This is a genomic window from Flavisolibacter nicotianae (assembly GCF_003628535.1).
Classification (GTDB): Bacteria; Bacteroidota; Bacteroidia; order Chitinophagales; family Chitinophagaceae; genus Flavisolibacter; species Flavisolibacter nicotianae.
In genome coordinates, this window is record NZ_RBCI01000009.1 from 13,274 (window position 1) to 34,167 (window position 20,894).

Consider the following 20,894-nt stretch of genomic DNA (forward strand, 5'->3'; position numbering starts at 1 on the left):
ACTCTTCTTTTTTATTGCAACAGGGCTTTGTACCTGGCCGTATTGTAATCATCACTGCCGCCCACCTGTTTGATGAGTTCTCCCTTTTCATCAAAAATGAATGTAGCAGGGATATAGGGGACGCGGAACATAGCCGGCAGGTTTTCGGTGGGATAGTAAACCGGCAATTGCATTTTCTTCGCTTTTACAAACTGCTTTGCCTGTTCAAACTGGTCGTCCAGGGAAATCATCACAAACATGACCCGGTTCGCATCGACTGCTTGCGAAAGCTTCTCAATCGATGGCATTTCCCGCCTGCAGGGCGGGCACCACGAAGCCCATAAATTCACAAATACCTTTTTACCTTTCAGGCTTTGCAGGTTCAATTTACGGCCCTGCATGTCCTGGATGGCAAACGAAGGCAGGCTGGCCGCAACCACCGGTGCGCTTGCCGTGTTGTGATCCGTGCTGGTTTGTACGACTTCTGTTGTTGCTGCGGCGTTTCCGTTCTTTTTGCTATCCGAGCAGGCTGAAAATGTTGCCAGGAGAACACTTGCCGAAATGATTAGGGTCTTCTTCATCAGATACGTTTACGCATGAAATATACACCGTCTTTTACCGACGCAAGACTCTTTAACTGTGCTTTAAATGTTGCATGATTGTAAGCGCCGATCCCCTCGTTCCGGTAAACGAGTTTCCCTTCCCTGTTTAACACCACGGTAGTGGGAAGGGTACCACTGAAAATTTCCGGCGGCACCGTTCCGGAGCGTGCCAGCAAGGGCATTGAAAAACCCTTGTCCTGCAAATAGCGTTTTGCCTTCGCTGCATTGTCGTCTTCGCTGATGAATAAAAACACAAGGTTGCTATCCCCTTTCAATTCGTTGTACATGTCGTTCAGCGAGGACATCTCGGCACGACAGGGCGGGCACCACGTTGCCCAGAAGTTGATGAACACCACCTTTCCCCGAAGATCGGCGGTCGATACGGCTTTCCCGCTCTCATCACGAACGGCAAACGAGAGTCGATCAGCCGGAACATCGGCCAACGGCGCCTCTTTTTTAATTTCCGCCTTAAAAAGGCCGACGTTGACCAACTGTTTCAACAGCCAGGCTTTTGCATCGGTATTTATCAACAGGACGATCAGTAGTCCCCAAAAAAGGAAATTACCCGCCCTCTGCAGATTTTTTTTGTTCACGAGTTTTGTCATCCGCGTATGATTCATTGCCCTTGGTGATTTTGCAATCTTTCCTGCCAGGCTGTATGCCTTCTTTTATTTTGCTGCTGTTTGGAACAGGATCTTGCTAAAAGAATGAATACTCATTCCGCCTGGTTTCATGAAACATTTGTCGTAAAAATAAGCCGGAAGTCATACTTGCTTCGTGACAAGTATCACACTTATTGGTTTCAGTATGTTTGGTAAACGCCTTGCGGCAAACGGGCCGCTCTTACCTGTTTGACAGGGAAGGCTTATGGCGTTTGCCTGTCGCTTTTTTGTGTTTGCCTTGGAGAACTACTTTGTCAGACTTTTTCCTTTATTGCCTGCTGCAAATTGGGCTTAGTTTGCCGCGGCAAGAATGTGAAAGTCTTCCAGCAAGCCGTAGGGATAGGTGTCGTAATCCTTACCGGCCGGATAAACGGTGGCCGTTCGCCAGTGCCAGGGAGAAACCAAGCCGGGTGCCGGTTTACCGTGATGCGGGCCCAGTAAATTTTTCAGGCTTCCGGTTACTCTCACTTCGACGGTGTTGCTCCCTTTTTTCAGGTAGGACGAAATATCCAGTTCGTACGGCTCATAGGCAATCATGCCCACCCTCTTCCCGTTAACATACACGGCGGCAACCGTCCCCTCCCACCGTCCCAGGCGAACTTTGTAAAACCTGTTTGCAGAAACATTGATTGTTTTTGTGTAACTGACCTCCTGCCCGTACATCGGCATTCCCTGCTCTTTCCAGCTTCCGAAAGTGAGGGCTGCAGGCGGCGCAAGCGTCCAGCCTTTTGCGGCCGACTGCAAGGCAAAATTGCCGATCAAATACGCCGGCTCGATCTCCGAATGCACCGTCATCTTTGGTGCCACCAGTGCCAGCTTATTCTCGCCGTATTGAACTTCGTTACCGATGGTGAAGACCTGCATGCTCCGGTCGAGCCACCACTCGCCTTTGCGCGGGCTTAAGCGTTTGCCATTGAGATAAACCTGCCACAACTGCGGACGCTCCACCACAGCTTTCAGGGAGGACAGATCCACGCCTTCGCCTACGGTAAACGAATAGGTAGCGGTAAATCCCGTACCGGCCGAAAATGTATCCCTGGCGAGTGTCCTGTCCCTGAACTGCACGGACGTGTTCCAGGGATTGCCGTTGGCAAATCCAAAATGTTTGAACAATGTATCGGTGGCACGATACACATGAAAATCGTTGAGGATTGTTCCGCCCAGGACCAGGTCGCAAAAATCGATCATCAACGTGTTGCCGGATGCCGGCCTGATAGCGGTTGGCGCGGTGAGTTCTTTCCAGTTTTTCGGAGGGTCTGGCAGCTGCCTTATACCCTGCTGTTTTTGATCCGGTATAAAAAGCAGCAGGCTCCCCGCCGGCGGCAACTGAAAGAAAGCCTCGACCGATGCGACCGTTTTGCTTTGGTTGGGATAGAGCTGATTTTTTCCTGTAAATAAATCCATCCGGATAAGCGCTGCACCTTTCGCCTTCACATGTCCCGAAACCGGCTGTTCCAAACTTGCATTCGCTAAAAACAGCAACTTCCCGTCTTTCATTTGCCGTTGGTGATGGAACAAATTGCCCTGCACCGGCTCGTCGATTTCGACCAGCAGGTTTTTGTTCTGCAATCGCTTTTGAATCACGGTTGTGTTCAGGGAATCAAGGCGTGCAAATCCGGCGGATTGCGTTTGGTAAAATGCATCGAGACGTTTGTCCGGCTTTCCGTCAATATACCGGAGGCTGCTGAATTGCAAAATGGTGCCACCCGCAGCCCCGAATGCTTGCAGCAGGCTAAACGTGGAGGCCTCCACGTTTTCGATTCCGTACGGCAACACAACCGTTCCATACGCTCTTTCGCCAACCACGAATTTGCCGCTCCGTACGCTGCCGTGATCCCTGATAATATTTTCAGAGCCGAGGTCATATTCCACCTGCGCTTTTTCCAGCCGGGTCAGGAAACCCTGGAAGCGGATGCCGATATCGCGGATGAACTGTTTTGGTTTGTCGTAATTGAAATACATCCACGTGGTGGTGGTAGGTTCCAGTACGAGAATGTCGTTTTGCTGTTTCCCGCTCGAAAGGGCAAGTGACAGGCGTGCAAAATATTTATTGAGCGAGCCGTAAGATGGCCACCATGGATTCTGGTACGAAAACGACTGCGGGTAGTCGTATTTGCGAGCTCCTTTCAGGGTCATGTAAGAAAGGTGCTGGTTCAGGGTGTTGACGCCAAGTACGAATTCCCAGTCGCCCAACCGTTTTAAATCTTTGAAGGTGATCTCCCAGCCCGCCCCGCCATAAGTTTCGCTCAGGGTACGTTTCTTTCCCAACTGGTTGGCCACGCTTGCCAGTTCCTTCACCGAACGGATGTTACCAAATTGTGCCCCGGGACTGGCTTCGTTAAACTGGTTGAACAACATGTCGATACCGGGCCGCTGGTGCCAGGCGTACATCGCCATGTTATCGGGCCCCCAGTTGGGATTGGGCCAGGCATGTTCCCAATAATGGCCGGTCCATTCCAAACCTTTCTTTTGCGTGAAGGCATAATAGGGCTTGCTCCACCGCTCGATAAACAAAACCAGCAAGGTTGAAAAATAGTCATGGCGAACTTTTTTCCAGTCGCCCACCTCCTCGAGCAAGGAAGGCAGGTTCGGCACCAGGTCGTACCCCCATTTGCTGCGGAAGATGCCGAACAGGTCGGGTGTCCACCGCAGGCTGTGTTCGTCCTGCACTTCAATATTCGGCTCGTCGGAGAAAACACCGGGAACCGATTTGCCAAAATCCTTGCCGAAGATTTTTTCATATGCCGGCATGGTTACGGAAATAAATTTTTCCGTCACTCCCTTTACCAGCAGGTCCACGTACGAGAAACCACCGTACCAGTCGGAATTGTGGTAGAAGGTTTTTTTGTAGAGATAAAATTTGCCGGTCTTGTTTTTCTCGGCATCCACCGTTTTGGTGATGTCAATAAAACGGTCTCCTTCCCTCTTCAAACAAAGAAAGAAACTGCCTGCCGTATCCGGAAGCTGCGTTGTTTTTGTCAACTGCAACATTTGCCCCTGGTTGTAGGACGAAGGCATTTCATCCGGCACATGCCCGCCGCCAAAACCACTGGGATACGAGTTCTCGTCATAGATCCATACATCGAGGTCAAGTCTTTTGGCTTCTTTCAATGTGTAGCTGCACAGGGCAAGCCATTGTGGCGAGAGATAAGGCGTGATCAGCCCGGGTCGCGGGTGAATAAACACACCGCCGAATTCGTTTTGCTTAAACTCCCTGAGCATTTGCGAAATGGTGCCGGAATCAACATCCGTATTCCAAACCCATAGCGGAGCACTGCCGTACTTCCGTCCCGGGTTTTTAAATTGTTTGGTTAGCGAACGAAAATCATCCTGCGCCGTTGCCGGGTGAAAAAGGAAGGCCAGTAACAGCGTACAGAAAAAAGGGGGGTTAACTAATCTTCGCACTGCTTTTTGTTTTCGCATACGGTTGTCTTGTCGAAGGAAAAAGAAAGATTCAACGTGTTACCTGTTGTGTTCCGCCATGAAGCAGGATCTCCTGGCCATTCCAGCGAAAGGTTCCGCGAAGTGAAGCAGGAAGCGTGATCGTACCACTGATGCCCTCCCGGCCTTTCCGTTTGAAAGACACGGTAATGGCACCAGCCGGGTGCGGCATGGTGGCAGAAACCTCGGTTAATTCGCCGAGTGCCGGTTGAATCAAAACGGTTTGAAATCCTGCACTCGCCGGCATGATGCCGCAGACCGTTGCCAGGAAATCATAATCCGGGCTGGCACTCCAGGCATGACAATCCGAGCGGGTGGGTTCGGGGTTTTCGGCAAAGGTGGTCAGCCCCATAGCAAGCATGTCACGCCAGGGTTTGAGTTGGGCATAATACAGGTCGGCCATCCCCGCTTTTTTCAGGGCCTGCGTCAGGTAAAAGCGGTAGTAAAACGTTGCCTGGCTCAAGCTGCTGTCGTGAAGCACTTTCTGCATTACATTGACCGCAGCCGCTTTCGGAATACTCCCGGTAAGAACACCCATGATGCTCGCATGCTGACTGAAAGTTTTCTTTTCCGGCGTATTTGCCATCAGCCCTTTTGCCCCATCGAAACAGTGCGCATAGGTTGAAGCAAGCAGTTTTTTTGCCAGCGCTTCGTAGTGCAGGGCTTCCGGCTTGCGGTTGAAATAGCTGAACAAAGCGGCCGCCTGCTGCAAGGTGTAGGCGTATTGCAGGGTAACGACAGAACTGTTTCCATCCGTTGCACCATCCGGCGTTCCGCCTGGCCAGGACGTGTTCCAGTCGGTAAAATTCCACCAGGTCATCGGCCCAAGCATCCCTTTTTGCTGATCAATTTTTGTTTCGTACCAGTGCAAGACGCCATTCGCCGCAGTTAGAAAGTTTTCCAGGAAGGTATCGTCTTTCCGGTGCATCCAGTAGTCGTACAACATGCTGACCCAATACAGCGAAAATGGCGGGATGACCTGCAACCGGTTGCTCGGATAACGACCCTGAGTCAAGCCTTCGGGCACACGTGAATTGTAAAAATCACGGATGGCCTTTCGCATCAACCGGTCGTCGCCCGTTACATAAAGCGAAATCAGGGATTGGATCCGCGTATCGCCTTCGTATTGCAATTGCTCATAGTACGGGCAGTCGAAATAGGTTTCGCCTGCGCACAAACGGGCCGTCCGCCAGCCTACATCCCAAATCGTTTGCAGCGAAGCGTCATTGCTGGCAAACGAAGCCTTCGGCTGGAATGGATAGGCCGAAAACATACCATAAAGATCCTGGATAGTGATTGGCTGATCTTTTGTCCGGACATCCAGCTCCAGGTACCGGAATGTGCGCAGCCACAACGGTCGGAACAGGCGGTTTTGCGCACCATCGGCAATAAATACATCATGATTGCCGATCACCTGCTTGCCTTCGATTTCGTTGCGGTTGCCTTTCTGCCGGTTTTTGTCGAATAAGGCTTCAGCATAGGTCAGCGTCAGCACGGCATCTTTGCCGCCACTGACCAGCAGTTCCGGGTAGGCGATGGTTTCAAAAGTCTGGTCGAGTAAAATGCGAACCGTGGAATTGGCCGGAACGGTCAGCGGGTTTTGGCCGGTAGTAAACGTGGTGCTGTTTGCCAGTCCTTCGACCTTTCTTACCAGCGGAATGCGCTGCAGGCGTTCTTCCATCAACGGGATGGAACGGGGAACAAGGGTCCATAAATTATCGGTGCCGTAGCCCGCCGGAACCGGGTTCGTTACAACGGCAGCGTTTGTCCATGCCTGGTCGGCGAAGCCCGGTCTTTCCCACCCCCACGGATACACTTCGGCCCTTACCGAATCGCCGGGGCCGATCACCATGTACGAATGCAGCCTGGCACCATTGTCCAAAGAACAGGGATGATAGGCTTTGTTCTGCAGTACTTTCCAGCTCTTGTCCGTGTTGAGGATGGATTCCGCTTTCGTGTCGCCCTGCAATAAAAACGCCGTTTGATTGGAGACCTGCGCAACGGCTGCATATTCGCCCATGTTCCAGACCTGGGCCGCAACCGTGTTCTCACCGCTATTCAAAAACGGGGCAAGGTCGATGGTTTCAAAATTCCAGTTGTACAGGTCTCCCCTGGCAGGGCCCGCACAAACAGCTTTACCGTTTACGAACAGCCGGTACCGGTTGTCGGCAGAAACATGCACCCGAAAGCTTGCGGGCTTTTTGTCGAGTGAAAGGGTTTTGCGGAAATGATAGACGCCGTATGCCTTTTGTGCAACGCCGGGACAGGTGATCCAGTTCGCCGACCACGTTCCTTTCAAAAGCGCAGGATTGACCGGATTGTCCTGGGCCAGCAGACAGCTACCTACAAGATGCGACAGCAGGAGAAGCAGTAATCGATTCATATAAGCGATTTCTTTTTTTGCAAACTAACAGTGCAGCGCCGGAGCCGCCCTTTACATTAGGGTTTACAGCGATGAACGGGATGTAAAATAAAAGGGCACCTCCAGGTGCTCTTTCGAGTTATTTAAAATCAGTTGCGCCGCCATCTTTCCCATCTGTTGAAAATCGGTTGAAACCGTCGTGATGCCATTCAGGATGATTTTCTTCAGCGGCGTTTCGTTGTACGAGATGACGCCGACCTGTTTGCCCACGTCGAAGGACAAGGACACGATGCGTTCGATCAGGGTTACCAGGTCCGATTCCATCAGGTTGATAAACGCATTCCCTTCTTCAATTTCCTCGGTTTCGATATTGTCCAGCACCTTGCAGGTAAAAGCGTATTCCAGGCAAAATTTTTTAAAGCCTTCCACGATTTCAACGGGGTAATAGCTTTTTTGCGGGAACACCAACTTCAGCGTGTGGTACTTGCTCAGCAGGTCCTTTGCTTCTTCCAGCGCATGGTAAATATCGTTCTCGAAATTTTCGTACACGGCACCGTATTCGCCGTTCACACCGGGTATCTTTTTATCCAGTAAAATCAGTTTTTCTTTTGGAATGGTGTTGATGATTTCACTGGCGTTTTCGCCCCCTTCGATGAAATGCGGGATAATGACGTAATGCGTGTAGCGGTCGCCTGCATTCAGGAGCAGCTTTTTGAACAGGCCGAAATCATTGTTGTAAATGTAAAAGTCGATCACCGCGTCATCACCGATCGTTTCGACAAACGAGTCGTAGATGATCTTTTTGTGTGCACTCAGTTTATTAAAGAACAAAACAATGCGCAGCTTTTGATGAAAATCCGTTTTGACCACATAATATCCTTTGCCCGGCACCGATCCCAAAACACCCAGGCTTTTCAGGTGTTTGTATCCTTTTTCGGCCGTGTCGCGGGAGATCTCGAATTCAAAACTGAGCTCGTTGATCGAAGGCAGCATATCGTCTTTCTTCATTTGACCTGCGTTGATCGCATTCAAAATCGAATTGGTGAGCTGCAGATATTTTGGGGTGGCCGAAAATTCGTCGATTTGGATCAGGTCAAAGATTTTGCTTGGTTTCATACAGCAGCAACTTAAAGAAAACAACGCATTTTTGGTTAGGGTTTCATGAAATACTGCGTGACCGGCCGAAAGGCCTTTGCTCCTGCACGAAGGCAACAGCAGCAATTCGTTCCATTGTCAGATCGCTCCGCCAATTGCCTTTCCTCCTATCGGGTAACGATACCCGTTGACTTGTACTGATAAAGCAATTGCTTCTGACCCGGCTGGTTGAATGTCACGCCGTTGAATGTTGCCTGCTGCACATCATCCAGCACGACAGGCAAACGGTAATCCGTTTTTTCACAGGTCATGGCAATGTTGCTGAACTGCAGGTCCTTTGCATGCCGCACATAAATTCCCCAGGCAGGCAGTTCCTTGAACATGGAAAAATCGGGGTACTGTGCCGGAATTTCCGGTACGTTGTCGAGCTGCGTCAACGACACCTGCGCATACTGCGGATTGCCGCCACCCGGGTGTTTCATCACCACATTGCTGATGCGAACACCCGTGATCTTTTTGTTGGCCAGGCCGGTAATGATGATCCCCGGCGAAATGTTGCGCGGCAGGTCTTCCACAGGGCCTTCGTAGCTGTAACCGGCATCGGGCTTTGTAGCCGGCACTTCCGCATAGACATTCCTGATAACGACATCGTTCATCCGTGCCGTTTTATCGCCCCAGCGTTCGCCAACCCGCAAAAAAATCACGTTACCAGTTTTGTATACCTGCAGGCTGTCCACTTCAATGTGCTCTACATAGCCGCCATCCACTGCTTCTAAGGCTATGGCGGAACGATAGGTATCAAAGACCTTGTTATTAATGATGCGGACATTTTTAAATCCGCCGCGGGACACGGTGCCAAACTTGATGCCATTGGCGCTGGTGCGTACCGTATTGTTGCGGATCAGGATGTTGTTGCATGCCACTTTCGGATCGTGCGATTTCAGGCAGATGCCGTCATCGGCCGCATCGATATAGGAATTGGTTACCGTGACATTTTCACAGTCAACGATGTCGATGCCGTCCTCGTTCCAGAAATCCTTGTTGTCGACATAAATGCTATCGATCAACAGGTTGGCGCACTGGTCGTAGGTTTGGTTCCAACTTGCGGAGTTTTTCAGGATGATATTTTTGATCGTAATGTTTTTGCAATTGCGGAAGTAAATGTTCATCGGTCTCGTTTCCGCTTCGGGCCGGCCATTCCTGAACTTGTCCTTGATCAGTCCTTTGTCAATGAGGTCGACATAATTGCGGGCAACATATTTACCCTGCCCGTCGATCATGCCCTTGCCGGTGATGGCAATGTTTTCCACGCTGTCGGCAAAGACCAGGGCCGTCCAGAACGGGTTGGTCCGCGACTCGTAGTCAAACGGGTTTAAAGAACCTACCAGCACGGCGCCCTCTTCCAGTTGCAGCGTCACATTGGAGCGCAGGTGAATGGTGCCTGTAAGATAACGCCCGACATGAAAAACCAGCCGGCCGCCGCCGTTTTTATGAATGTAATCGATGGCGAACTGGATGGACCGCGTGTTCAATACCATGCCATCGGAATGAATGCCGAAATACGAAGCCAGGTAGTCTTTCGCCCATAGCACTTGCACCTGCAAAAGCAAAATGGAAACAACGATAAATTTTCTCAGTTGCATGATTCCTCCTTTTAAAAGAACAATAATTTTTTCAGGGTACCCCTGCCTGCGAAAGGCTGCGCTTTATTTGGTTGTGATGCCTGTTGACTTGTAGAGTTGCATGATCTTGTTTTGTACGCCGGGAGTGGCCGTTACCGCTGTAAATCGCGATTGGTGCACATCATCCAGCACGATCGGCAGGCGGTGATCTTTTTTCTCTGTAGTCAGTGTGACATGGCTGAACTGCAGGTCTTTTGCATGGCGGATATAAATACCCCACGCCGGCAGTTCCTTGAACATCGAAAAGTCCGGGTACTTGGCGGGAATTTCCGGAACGCTGTCCAACCGGTCGAGCGGTACATCGGCAAAAAAAGGCGTTCCACCGCCGGGAGAAACGATGGCAATGTCGGTCAACACAACATCCTGGATGTATTGTCCCGGCAGACCGGCAATCACCACCGGCGAAACGTTGCGGGGCATGTCTTCCACCGGTCCTTCGTACTCGTATCCCGCATCTGGTTTGGTAGCCGGGATCTGCACGCTGACATGGCTGATTCGAATGTGCTGCAACCGCCCTTTCCGGCCTGCGGCCCTCTCGCCCAGGCGCAAAAAAATGGCGTTGCCCGTATTCACGGCTGTGAGTGTATCCACCACTACGTTTTCCAGGAATCCGCCGTCCACAGTTTCGAGGGCAATGGCCGAACGGTAGGTATCAAAAACCCTGTTGTTGGTGATGCGGATATTTTTAAACCCACCCCAGGAAGCTGTGCCGAACTTGATGGCATTGGCGCTTGAACGAATGGTGTTGTTGCGAATGACGATATTGTTGCAAAAGGCCTTGTCGTCGTGCGACTTCAGGCAAATGCCGTCATCGGCGGCATCAATGAACGAGTTGGTCACGGCAACCTCTTCGCAATCGACAATATCGATGCCGTCGTTGTTCCAAAACGCCTTGCTGTTCACGGTAATGCTGTCGATCACCAGGTTTTTGCACTGGTCATAGGTCTGCACCCACGACGCGGCGTTCTGGATGGTGACGCCACGGATCGTGACGTTATTGCAATTGCGAAAATTCAGCAGCATGGGACGTTTGTCTTCCTGGGGCCGATCGTTGCGCAAGGCATCCTGGATCACGCCGCTGTGAACCAGGTGAACCACGTTTTTCGCTACTTCCCGGCCTCGCCCTTCCAGCACGCCCTGTCCTGTAATGCCCACGTTGGTCTGGTCGTAAGCGAAGATGAAAGCCGTGAAGATTTTTTTATCGTAATCGTACGGGTTGGTGGAACCGACCAGCACCGCACCTTCCTGCAGGTGCAGGGTCACGTTGGACTTTACCTGCAGAGAGCCGGAAAGATAACGGCCAACGGAAAACACGAGCCGTCCGCCGCCATTGGCATTGATGTAGTCTATCGCCGCCTGGATGGACCGTGTGTTCATGGTCACGCCGTCGGATGCAATGCCAAACAGCGAGGCAGGATAATCTTTTGCCAGCAAGGGCAAGGACTGCAGGGCAAAAACGATCAGGAAAAGACAGGTTCTATTTTTCACGGAAAACGGTTTAGATGCTCAGGTTTTTTTCATCCGAAGGTTGGTAACAGGTCACCGGACCTACCAAACCCATTGACTGGATCGGCTGATCCTTTCTTTTTTCGTTGGTCCAGTACTGGGCAACCAGGTTGTCTTTCAGTGTCTTGAGGTAATTTCCCATCGTGGTTACAACCCGCACTTCAATGGCGTTTACGCCAGGTTTTACCTGATTGGTCACATCATAGATATGACGGCCATACCACCGCGTGCCGCAGGGCACACCATTCACCAACAACTCGGAAACCCCAAACACTTTTCCCAAATTCAAAAAACGTTCTTTACCCGACTCCGCCAGCTCCAGGCTGGTGCGATAGACCGCCGTGCCGGAAAACGAAACTGTATCGGGAAGCTCTTTCAGGTCTTTTAACGGGTTCATTTGCAGGGTGCGTGTTGTTCCGTTGAGGTGACGGAATTCCACCTGCCAGTTGCCGTTCAAACCAACGGTGGCGGCACCTCTTACCGGCGCCGGCTTCCAGGTCGGCCCTTTTTTGGTTTTGTCGAACACCACCAGTTTTGCATCGGCAGGACCAAGGTCCAGCGTGATGCCCGACGATGAACCGCATTTGTACCGCTCACCGGTTTCCGCATCCCAGATCCAGGCCTGTTTTCCATTGGCCAGTTCACGGGAAGGCGTGATCTCAACGCGGTGCGAATCTTCGGTGCTTGCATTGGTCACGAGCAAAACTTCTTTACCCGGCATCTGGTAACGCACCTGCGTGACAAAAACATTCGGATCGCGGAAGTTGACGTATGGTGCAAGGTTATACTGCTGCTGGATGGTTTTGTACCACTGCAGGAAATCTTTTTCCGGCTTTTTCAACAAAACAAATCGATCGGGATAGCCTTTGAGTTGCGAAACAACGTCCTGCACCTCTCTGTCTTTTTGTTCGTACTGGTGCAGGCCGAGTGAGAATTCGGGAAGGGTTTCAAGGCAGAAGACACGGCCGCCATTTTGTACAAACTGCAAAAGTTTGCGGGCTGTGGCCGGTTCCAGGCTTTGCACTTGCACCAGGAAAAGGGTATGGTATTTCCGCGGCCCGAATTGCAGGTTCCCATTTTTCATGTCGCCGTCGCGTATCACCGCCTCCGAAATGTAATCGCAGGCATTGCCGTTCTGGTGCATCGCCTCCCAAACCAGGGAAAGATAGTTGGGATAGTAGAACGAAGGGAAGGGTTCGTTCTGTGCGCCGAACTGGCTCCACATATCGGCAACCGGCGGCAGGATGGCAATATCGGCAAACATCTCTCCCTGTTGCAAGAGGGCAGACAGGCGTGCTTTATAATCGGTAAATTTTCTGAAATAAGGCCACCAGTTGTTTCGTTCGTTGATGAAGGTGCCATACCGCACCCACCCGGGAAACGGCGCTTCCGGCGGCGAGTAGTTAAAGCCGTGGAAGACCGGGTGCGTAACACCGGAAATGGCACTTTGGTCGCCGGCAACCTTCAGAACTTCCAGTGTTGCGTTGAACACCACGTCGGTGTTGGTGAGTTCTTCGCAGCTAACAAGGCGCTTGCCTTTCAGGTGCGCTGCAGACGAAACAAATTTGTTGATCATCGTGTAAGCCCTGCCAACCCGGTAATCGGATTCGCCCATTTCTTTTCCAATGCCGTACTTGATCCAGGTTTCGCATTCGGGGATGTCCATGTCGAAGCTTCCTTCCAGCGGGAAATAACCGCGTCCGTAGGCCTGTGCCCGCGATTTCACGCCATTGTCGCTGCACCACCGGGTAAACGTATCGATAAAGCGCTCCTGCAACAGCTCCGTTTTCGTCAGTTCAAAATCGTAGCGCACCCGCTGGATGATGTTCTTCAATTCGGGGCCGAGCTGTGCGCCATAACTGTAGTCCCACACATTGCCCATACCGCCGATTTTGAATTGCGTAAACGGCAGGTAAGGAAGCAAATCATACCCCCTGCGCTTTTTGAATTCATCCGCCATATCAGCAGTCCAGTTGGCACCTTCCAGTTCCATGCTGTCGGTAAAGAAAGAGCGGATATGCCTGGAGAGCGGTCCTGTCTTTTTCTGAATGGCATCAGACATATGGTGCAGGTATTTGCTGACCGCCGCTTTGTTGTAGTGGTTCAACACGGGACCGTTGGCACCGGGTGCACCGTTGATCACTTCCAGAAAGCCGCTGCTCCTGACCAGCGTGTATAAAACGTATTTGCCCTGGGGTAGGGTAACGCTGATAAAGCCCGACTTGACCTGGTCGGTCAGGTCTTTGATTTCGTCCATCCGGCTGAGCGGATCGGGAGCCAATTGCACGGAAATGATTTCCATTTTACGGCGGGAAAAGGGACTGGTAACTGCCGGATCGGCATCTTTCAAGAGATCGAAAAGCGATGCCTCAAAATCCATCGCCCCCTCCAGTTTTTTCGCCCCAAGCACCATCAGTTGGGCCCGTTCTTCGCCTTCCAGGTATTCCGCACCAAACGGCCACCCGGATCCCACAATCAGGTCGCAGGTGAGCCCCAGGCTCTTTGCTTCGGAAAAAGTAAACTGCAGCATTTCGATCCACTCGTCACTTAACCAGGTCAGCGATCGTTTTCCCAGGTCGTCGGTGCGTTGCGGGAATTTAATGGGGTTGATTTCTACACCGCCAATACCGGCTTCTTTCAGCAGGTGCAGTTCTCTTGCCAGTTCTGCTTTTTCTACCTTGTCGCCGTTCCACCACCATCGTACAAAAGGGCGATAACCTGCGGACGGGTTTTTGAAAAGCTGGTAAATATCGCTTGAATCGTCGGTGTTTGTTTCCGCCAGGATATTGCGGGCAAAAGCGGGCACGGAAGAAAACAGTGTATATCCTGCCGTTACCAGGGTGCTCTGGCTTAAAAATGTTCTTCTTTTCATTCTTCTAGGTTCAGTCGTTCGAATATCGTTTTTGCAACAGGTCTTTCATCCAAAGGTTCAGGCGCCATTGCTCCTCGTGTGGTGCGGCTGTGCGGCCGGCCGTTACCAAATAAGGCGGCGGACCAAATTCAGGTGTGATGCTGCACCAGGCGGCGCCACTTTCCTTCCGCTGAGTGATCCATTGATCCCACACCTTCAGGTGCTCGGCCAGGGCTTCGGCATATTCGGGCAGGGCCGGGTCGTACACCTGCGGCCCTTCGGGAAAGCCAACCCGGGCATGCACGTGCCGGGCATGGCGGATGGCCTTTTGCACGCCGGCCTGCTGATCGCTTAAATAGCTTTCCGACACGCAAAACCAGTGTGAAAGATCGAGCGTTAACGCCAGTTCGTCGCGTGCCTGCAAAATGGGTGCAACCGTATGCACGGCGTAAGACCATTTGTTGCGGTGGGTTTCCTGGTAAATGGGAATGCCGGTTTGCCGGCTAACATCGAGGCAGCAATCCAGGCAGGCATTGATCTCACCAATTGTATAAAACTCGCGTCCTGTTTGCGCACTGATGAACAAAGGCTTTTTGCCGTCTGCCTGCAGTGCACACAGCTCCAGCAACTGCGTTCGTAATTCGTTCAGGTAATCGCTGCTGTTGTCGAAGGTTTGCAGCACGGCCATCACGATACAAAACTCCAGGTCATATTTTTCCAACAGGCGCAACACGTCCTGGTGATCGCAGCGCTCCCCAAACGGGAACCATTCTATTCCGTCATAGCCGGCTTGTTTTACCGAAGAGAGGAATGGTTCCCAGGGAAGGTGTTCGTAACCCCACCGCGGCGAAAAGAACTTTATCCTCATACTCCTACCGGCATCGATGCATGGTAGATGAGCGGGTTTTGCGCATCGTTGTTCAGTTGATCACCCACCTGTAAGGTTCGTAAATATTCTTCCGGCAGAATGTTGGCCTGCCCGTTGAACGTATTGCCTTCGGGCATGTAGGCACAGGTCATGGCACGACGGAAGCCATTGGTCATGTTGGCGCCGGCCCCGTGAATGGTGAGACCGTTATGAAACGAGCAACTGCCGGCTTTCATTTTTGCCGCAAAGGATTTCATCGTGGCGCATTGCGGATACACCTCGAAAATGCCGTCCATGTTTTTGCCAATGCCACTGTTTTTAAAATTGGTGAGTTTGTGCGATCCGGGAATGAAATACAGACAGCCGTTTTCCAGTGTCGCATCGTCGAGGGCCACCCAGATCGAAAGCGCCCTGCGATCGGAAAACGACCAGAATGGCGTATCCAGGTGCCAGGCTGTTGGATTGGCCCATGGCCGCTTGATCAGCGCCTGGTCGTGCCAGATGCGGATGCCATCGGCACCGGATAGTTTGGCCGCCATCTCACCAATGCGTTCATCCACCATCAGCTCTTTCACACGGTCGTTTGTTTGCCATAGATTCAGGAGCTGGTCAAACACTTTTCCAAAATAATCGGCGTCTTCGTTGATGCCGTCGTCTTCGCCGACTCTCACTTCCTTGCCAGGCATCTTCTGCCCGCCACGTTCTTTTACCGCTTCTGTCACGGCGCCACGCCATTCTTCCAGTTCTTCCGGCGAAAGGAAATCATCTATGACGATGAAACCATTTTCCTGGTAGGAGTCTATTTGCTCCTGAGAGAGTTTCCAATTCATATGCAAGACGTTTTAAAAATTAATAACCCGGGTTTTGCGTCAACTTGGCGTTCAACTGGATTTCCCGCAGCGGAATGGGATACAGTAAACGATCCTGGGTGACATTATAGCTTTGCGGTAAAAGGTAGGGATATTTTAGCTTCAGGGCTGTGCCATAGGCCGTCATCACCTGGATGGCCTGTCCCGTGCGAATAAGATCCTGCCAGCGCTTGTTTTCAAAAGCCAGCTCCCTTCTTCTTTCATCCGCGATGATAGTGCGTAAGGCCGCCTGGTCGACGGTCGTAATCTGGCCGTTGCCGGCACCAAAGGCCCGGGTTCTGACCTGGTTCAGATAGGTCAGTGCTTCGGTTGATTTGCCGGTTTCGTTCAGGGCTTCCGCCAGCAGCAGCAACACATCCGAATAGCGGTACAGGGGCCAGTTCTGATCGGTATTCTGGTTCAGGTTGGGGTAAGGAGGATAATAAAACTTCCTTGCAAAATACTTGGCCACCACACCGGCGGGTTGCGTATAGCCTACGGCACTGACAACCCGGGTCGGCGTAAAGTTGGTGTTGGCATCCAGCGTGCCTTCAATCACACCAATGGTCGCATCAAAACGGGTGTCGCCGGCTTCGTAAGTGTTGATCAGGCTTTCGGTCGGAACGTTCCAGCCGCCGATCGTGTTGTTGAAGCTCACACCCAGGATATTCAGCGTATTGGTGGTCACCGGCGTAAAGCGATAAATAAAATTGCTTTGCTGCCCTGTTGTGCCGGACTGGAACTGCACATCCCAAATGATTTCCTTGTTCCCGTTTTTATTGGCAGGATTGAAGACGTCGCGGAAGTTGGGCATAAGTGCATAGCCCATCTGCGTCACGCTTTGCAGCAAGGGAATGGCTTTGTTATACTCCTTGCGCTGCATATAGACCGCAGCCAGTTCGGTGGTAACCGATCCTTTCGTTACACGTCCGGTTTGCGCAGCCGCAAAGGTTGGCGCAGCCAACAGTCCCGCAGCTTCCGTCAGGTCGGCAATGATCTGCGCATAGACCTGTTCGGCGGATGAACGTTCTACAAAGGCATCGGACGGATTTTTCACCTCGTGAAGATGCAGGGGCACCCCGCCGAAATTTCTCACGAGGTCGAAATAGTAATGACCACGAAGCGCTTTTGCTTCACCGGTGATTTGCTTTTTGTCGGCGTCCGACATGGCAAATGTGATGGCTGCCAGCCTGTCGAGAATGACGTTGGTGCGGGATATGCCGTTGTATGCGGCCTGGTAACGGTTTTGCGTGATCACGTTGTTCGCCTGGTCGAGAAAATCCACCAGGTTTTCCGTTGTGGCATTGCCCCTGTCTTTTTGGTTGTAGTCGTAATGCGCATTGTCCGAACGCATTTCGTCCATCCAGTAGGCGTTGTTGGCAATGTCCCGCAGGGGTACGTAAGCGCCGTTTACTGCTTGCTGAAAATCCAGCGTTGATTTATAAAAGTTCCCCTCGTTCAGGTTTCCTTCCGGGTAAAGCGTCAGGAAGTCTTTTTTGCAGGAGCCCATCAGGACAACGGATGAAAAGAGGTATAGGAAAATTTTGACTTGTTTCATATAAGAAGAATTTTTTCTGATCACAACGGTGATGAACATTTCAGTTTTTTGTTACAGACCCAACGTTTCCTCACGCAAACAGCAAGGTCCGTTTACGTTAGAAGTTGATGTTGGTCCCGATCATGAAGGTTCTTGGTACAGGGAAGGTGCTCAGGTCCTGTCCATATGTACCGATCGCATCATCGCGGCCTATGCTGGCTTCGGGATTCTGACCCGTGTAGTTGGTGATCACGAATGCCTGCTGCACGCTTACATAAAGCCGGGCCGACTTGATATACTTCACCGCGTTTGGTTTCAGCGTGTATCCCAGTGCAATGTTCTTTGCCGTCAGGTAGCTGCCATCGGAAACCCAGGTGGTATTGGCCAGGCGGTAAAGTTCAGTGGTACCGGAACGAGTTCTCGGCGTTTTGCCGTCGCCGGGATTTTCGGGAGAACGCCAGCGGTTGATCATATCGCGGCTCATATTGAAGACACCATCGTTGTTGTGAAAGTCCTGGAAGTTTACATTCATCACCTTGTTGCCATACTGTCCCGCCAAAACAAAATTGAAATCGAAATTTTTGTAGCGCACCGTATTGGTCATGCCGTAAATAAACTTCGGATTGGGATTGCCGATGAAGGTCCTGTCAGCGTCATCGATCTTGCCGTCGCCGTTGGTGTCTTTCATACGGGTTGTACCGACCATGGACGTGGCTTCTTTGGGGAATTTCGCCAGTTCGTCGTCGGTCATGTAAATGCCGTCAAAAACATAGCCGTAAAACTCACCGATCCGGCGCCCCACAACCGACCTGTTAAAGCCGGAATAACGCGGTCCGCCACCGATGAACGGCGTATTCGGTGGCAGTTCCATCACCCTGTTGTCGTTGAATGAAAGGTTTAGATCCGTTGTCCAGCTAAGAGGGCCGGTAAGGTTCCGGGAGCTTAACTGAAATTCGTGTCCCCACATTTTAAACTTGCCCACGTTCAGTGTAACGCTTCCGTAACCGGATGCAAACGGCAGTGATGTTGGATACAGCATACCCTCTGTGGTCTTTTTGTAGTAGTCGTAAGTGAACGTCAGCCGGTTATTCAGCAGGTTGGCTTCCAAACCAAAATCGGCCTGATTCGAAACTTCCCAGGTCAGGTCTTTGTTACCCAAGGTTGTGATGGACAAACCGGGAGTCAGGTTGCCGCCAAAAACATAGTTGGTCGCCGTGATGTTGGAAATCTGCAGGTAGTTACCGATGTTGAAGTTCCCGGTTTTGCCGTAGCTGCCACGCAGTTTCAGGAAGCTGACGAAATCATTTTTCGGAAAAAAGCTTTCGTCACTCACCACCCAGCCTGCAGAAACGGACGGGAAATAACCGTACTTCTTGTTTTCACCGAAGCGGGACGAACCATCCTGGCGAATGGTTCCGGTGAGGTAGTATTTCGACTTGTAGTCATAGCTCACACGGCCAAACGCAGAAGCCAGGCTCCAGGCCTCGTTGTTGTTGGTACCGCTGGTGACAGCTGCACCGGAGATCCATGGAATGGCATCGCCGGCAAAGTTGCTGCCGCCAATCGAGCGGTAGTTGCGATTCCATTTTTGTGCACTGTAACCGGCCAGTAGATCAATGTTGTGGTCCTTTACTTTCAGGTTATACGTAAGCGTGTTTTCGTTTAGCCAGGAAACATAGTTGTACGAGCTGTGCGTGGCCGAAGCAGACGTTGCGGCACGGGGCAGCACAGGCGCATTTAATCCGATACCGAACATGGTGCCGAAGAACTGGTCGTATTCGGCCGCACCGTAGTCTGTATTAAAGCTCGAACGGAAGCGAAGATTTTTGATGATTTCCAGTTCGCCGTAAAGGTTACCCAACAAACGCAGGGTGTTTTGATTACCGTCCAACAATTCGAGTTGCTGCACCGGGTTGTTGATTCCCAGCATGCCAAACGAACTAACCCTGCCGGTGTAGTTCCCATCTACATTGCGAATAGGAATTAACGGGGAAGCCGCCGTCGCCAGGCCGATGATCTGGCGGCTGCCGTCGGTGTAGCCTCTTGTGTTGTGATCACGCTGGAAGGTCGGGGCAATGTTGAATCCGACTTTCACCCGATCGTTTGGCCGGTATTCGTTGTTGCTGCGGAAAGAATAACGCTTCATGCCGGTATTGAGCAGCACACCTTCCTGCGTGAAATAGGTGAGCGTGGTGCTGGAGGAAACTTTGTCGGTACCCGTAGAAAGGTTCACCGAATAATTTTGCATCGGCGCTGTTCTGATCAGCGCATCATACCAGTTTGTTCCCTCACCATATTGTTCGGGGTTGGCATAATCGGCCGGTACGCCAGCCGTGTACCCTTCGTATTTTGCTTTGTCTTCGTAGAACTCCTTCATGAAAGTGGCAAACTCCCTTGCGTTCATCAGGTTTGGTCGTCCTCTTTGCGGAACGGTTTGCCAGCCGGTGTAGGCATTCAGCGACACATTGGTACGACCCGATTTGGCCTGCTTGGTGGTGATGATGATCACACCGTTGGCGGCACGGGAACCGTAAAGTGCCGTCGCAGAGGCATCTTTCAGCACTGTGAACGATTCAATTTCATCTGGGTTAATCAGGTTCATGTCGCCGTTGCGTGTATTGGCACCGGTCAGGGGCTGGCCGTCCACCACGATCAGGGGCTGGAAACCGGATGAGAATGAAGCCGCTCCCCGAATGCGAAAATCCATTCCTTGGCCCGGGCGGCCGGTGGACTGGTTCAATTGTACGCCGGCAACTTTTCCCTGCAGTTTCTGACCGAATTCGGCCGCAGGAATATCCTGCAGTTCCGATGCATTGACTTTGGATACGGAGCCGGTAATGTCACGCTGGCGCTTGGTACCATAACTGACGACCACTACCTGGTCCATGCTCTTGTTATTTGCGTCCAGTACGGGATTGATCTGCGTTTGCGTTGTAACACGTACTTCATAGTCGTTATATCCCACATGCGAGAAAACGAGTATCGCCGGCAATTTTACAGAGATGGAATAGCGGCCATCATTGTCCGTAGTAACACCTTGTGTAGCGCCTTTCACCTGGACCGATGTACCCGACAAATCAGTCAGGCCGTTTCCCAATGAAACTTTCCCACTGATTGTTGCAGTGGCACCGTTTTGTGCCGTTGCAGAGAAGAAAGAAAGAAAAAGCAGAAAGGTTAAAAAAGGCAATCGAAGAAGTCGAAAATATTGCGACTTCCAATAAAAGCAGCTGCTTGACTTCATATAACAAGAGTTTTGTTTGGAACAATCGATTAAGTTTCTAAAAATAATTTTCACATGCTGGTTAACCATCCTGCACCATACTGTAGATCAAAAAGTTTGAACGATAAAACAGGAGTCGCTAATTTCTTTTTTGCGATAATAGGCCACACCTCCACCTGCCTGAAACGGACTGACGACCGGATTGAAAAACGCGGCACAAGTAGCAACAAATATGCGATGG

At 51.4% G+C, this 20,894-nt stretch carries 12 protein-coding genes; all 12 read right to left on the bottom strand.

Annotation, left to right across the window (positions count from 1 at the left end; all coding sequences use genetic code 11):
- Positions 1–11: 11 nt before the first annotated feature.
- The 12 genes from D6024_RS19585 to D6024_RS19640 all read right to left on the bottom strand — a co-directional run bounded on the left by D6024_RS19585 (position 12) and on the right by D6024_RS19640 (position 20,674).
- Positions 12–560, bottom strand: a complete 549-nt coding sequence (locus D6024_RS19585; protein ID WP_121356461.1) for a TlpA family protein disulfide reductase — start codon at positions 558–560, stop codon at positions 12–14.
- On the bottom strand, positions 560–1,186 hold the full coding sequence (locus D6024_RS19590) for a TlpA family protein disulfide reductase (RefSeq protein WP_162944892.1): 627 nt from the start codon (positions 1,184–1,186) through the stop codon (positions 560–562). The genes D6024_RS19585 and D6024_RS19590 overlap by 1 nt, the downstream gene beginning before the upstream one ends.
- A gap of 348 nt (positions 1,187–1,534) precedes the next feature.
- A complete protein-coding gene (locus tag D6024_RS19595) occupies positions 1,535–4,648 on the bottom strand; it encodes a glycosyl hydrolase (RefSeq protein ID WP_162944893.1) in 3,114 nt (1,037 codons plus the stop codon).
- Positions 4,649–4,697: 49 nt separating this feature from the next.
- Positions 4,698–7,067 (bottom strand): alpha-L-rhamnosidase-related protein, encoded by a 2,370-nt coding sequence (locus D6024_RS19600; RefSeq protein ID WP_121356464.1) that lies wholly within the window; start codon positions 7,065–7,067, stop codon positions 4,698–4,700.
- Between the two features lie 63 nt (positions 7,068–7,130).
- Positions 7,131–8,162 carry a GntR family transcriptional regulator gene (locus D6024_RS19605; RefSeq protein ID WP_121356465.1) on the bottom strand — a complete coding sequence of 344 codons (1,032 nt, stop codon included), beginning with the start codon at positions 8,160–8,162 and terminating at the stop codon, positions 7,131–7,133.
- Between the two features lie 146 nt (positions 8,163–8,308).
- Positions 8,309–9,784, bottom strand: a complete 1,476-nt coding sequence (locus D6024_RS19610; RefSeq protein WP_205573327.1) for a glycoside hydrolase family 28 protein — start codon at positions 9,782–9,784, stop codon at positions 8,309–8,311.
- Between the two features lie 63 nt (positions 9,785–9,847).
- Positions 9,848–11,311 (bottom strand): glycoside hydrolase family 28 protein, encoded by a 1,464-nt coding sequence (locus D6024_RS19615; RefSeq protein ID WP_121356467.1) that lies wholly within the window; start codon positions 11,309–11,311, stop codon positions 9,848–9,850.
- Between the two features lie 10 nt (positions 11,312–11,321).
- A complete protein-coding gene (locus tag D6024_RS19620) occupies positions 11,322–14,201 on the bottom strand; it encodes a glycosyl hydrolase (protein ID WP_121356468.1) in 2,880 nt (959 codons plus the stop codon).
- A 10-nt stretch (positions 14,202–14,211) separates the two neighbouring features.
- Complete coding sequence (locus D6024_RS19625) at positions 14,212–15,048, bottom strand: sugar phosphate isomerase/epimerase family protein (RefSeq protein WP_121356469.1); 837 nt, start codon at positions 15,046–15,048, stop codon at positions 14,212–14,214.
- A complete protein-coding gene (locus D6024_RS19630; protein WP_121356470.1) occupies positions 15,045–15,878 on the bottom strand; it encodes a phytanoyl-CoA dioxygenase family protein in 834 nt (277 codons plus the stop codon). The genes D6024_RS19625 and D6024_RS19630 overlap by 4 nt, the downstream gene beginning before the upstream one ends.
- Positions 15,879–15,897: 19 nt before the next feature.
- Positions 15,898–17,454, bottom strand: a complete 1,557-nt coding sequence (locus tag D6024_RS19635; protein WP_121356566.1) for a RagB/SusD family nutrient uptake outer membrane protein — start codon at positions 17,452–17,454, stop codon at positions 15,898–15,900.
- A 97-nt stretch (positions 17,455–17,551) separates the two neighbouring features.
- Positions 17,552–20,674 carry a SusC/RagA family TonB-linked outer membrane protein gene (locus D6024_RS19640; RefSeq protein ID WP_121356471.1) on the bottom strand — a complete coding sequence of 1,041 codons (3,123 nt, stop codon included), beginning with the start codon at positions 20,672–20,674 and terminating at the stop codon, positions 17,552–17,554.
- Positions 20,675–20,894 lie beyond the last annotated feature (220 nt).

Coding starts and splice junctions, on each gene's coding strand:
- D6024_RS19585 (WP_121356461.1), bottom strand. CDS start 560: ATGAAGAAGACCCTAATCATTTCGGCAAGTGTTCTCCTGGCAACATTT.
- D6024_RS19590 (WP_162944892.1), bottom strand. CDS start 1,186: ATGACAAAACTCGTGAACAAAAAAAATCTGCAGAGGGCGGGTAATTTC.
- D6024_RS19600 (WP_121356464.1), bottom strand. CDS start 7,067: ATGAATCGATTACTGCTTCTCCTGCTGTCGCATCTTGTAGGTAGCTGT.
- D6024_RS19605 (WP_121356465.1), bottom strand. CDS start 8,162: ATGAAACCAAGCAAAATCTTTGACCTGATCCAAATCGACGAATTTTCG.
- D6024_RS19610 (WP_205573327.1), bottom strand. CDS start 9,784: ATGCAACTGAGAAAATTTATCGTTGTTTCCATTTTGCTTTTGCAGGTG.
- D6024_RS19620 (WP_121356468.1), bottom strand. CDS start 14,201: ATGAAAAGAAGAACATTTTTAAGCCAGAGCACCCTGGTAACGGCAGGA.
- D6024_RS19625 (WP_121356469.1), bottom strand. CDS start 15,048: ATGAGGATAAAGTTCTTTTCGCCGCGGTGGGGTTACGAACACCTTCCC.
- D6024_RS19630 (WP_121356470.1), bottom strand. CDS start 15,878: ATGAATTGGAAACTCTCTCAGGAGCAAATAGACTCCTACCAGGAAAAT.
- D6024_RS19635 (WP_121356566.1), bottom strand. CDS start 17,454: ATGAAACAAGTCAAAATTTTCCTATACCTCTTTTCATCCGTTGTCCTG.
- D6024_RS19640 (WP_121356471.1), bottom strand. CDS start 20,674: ATGAAGTCAAGCAGCTGCTTTTATTGGAAGTCGCAATATTTTCGACTT.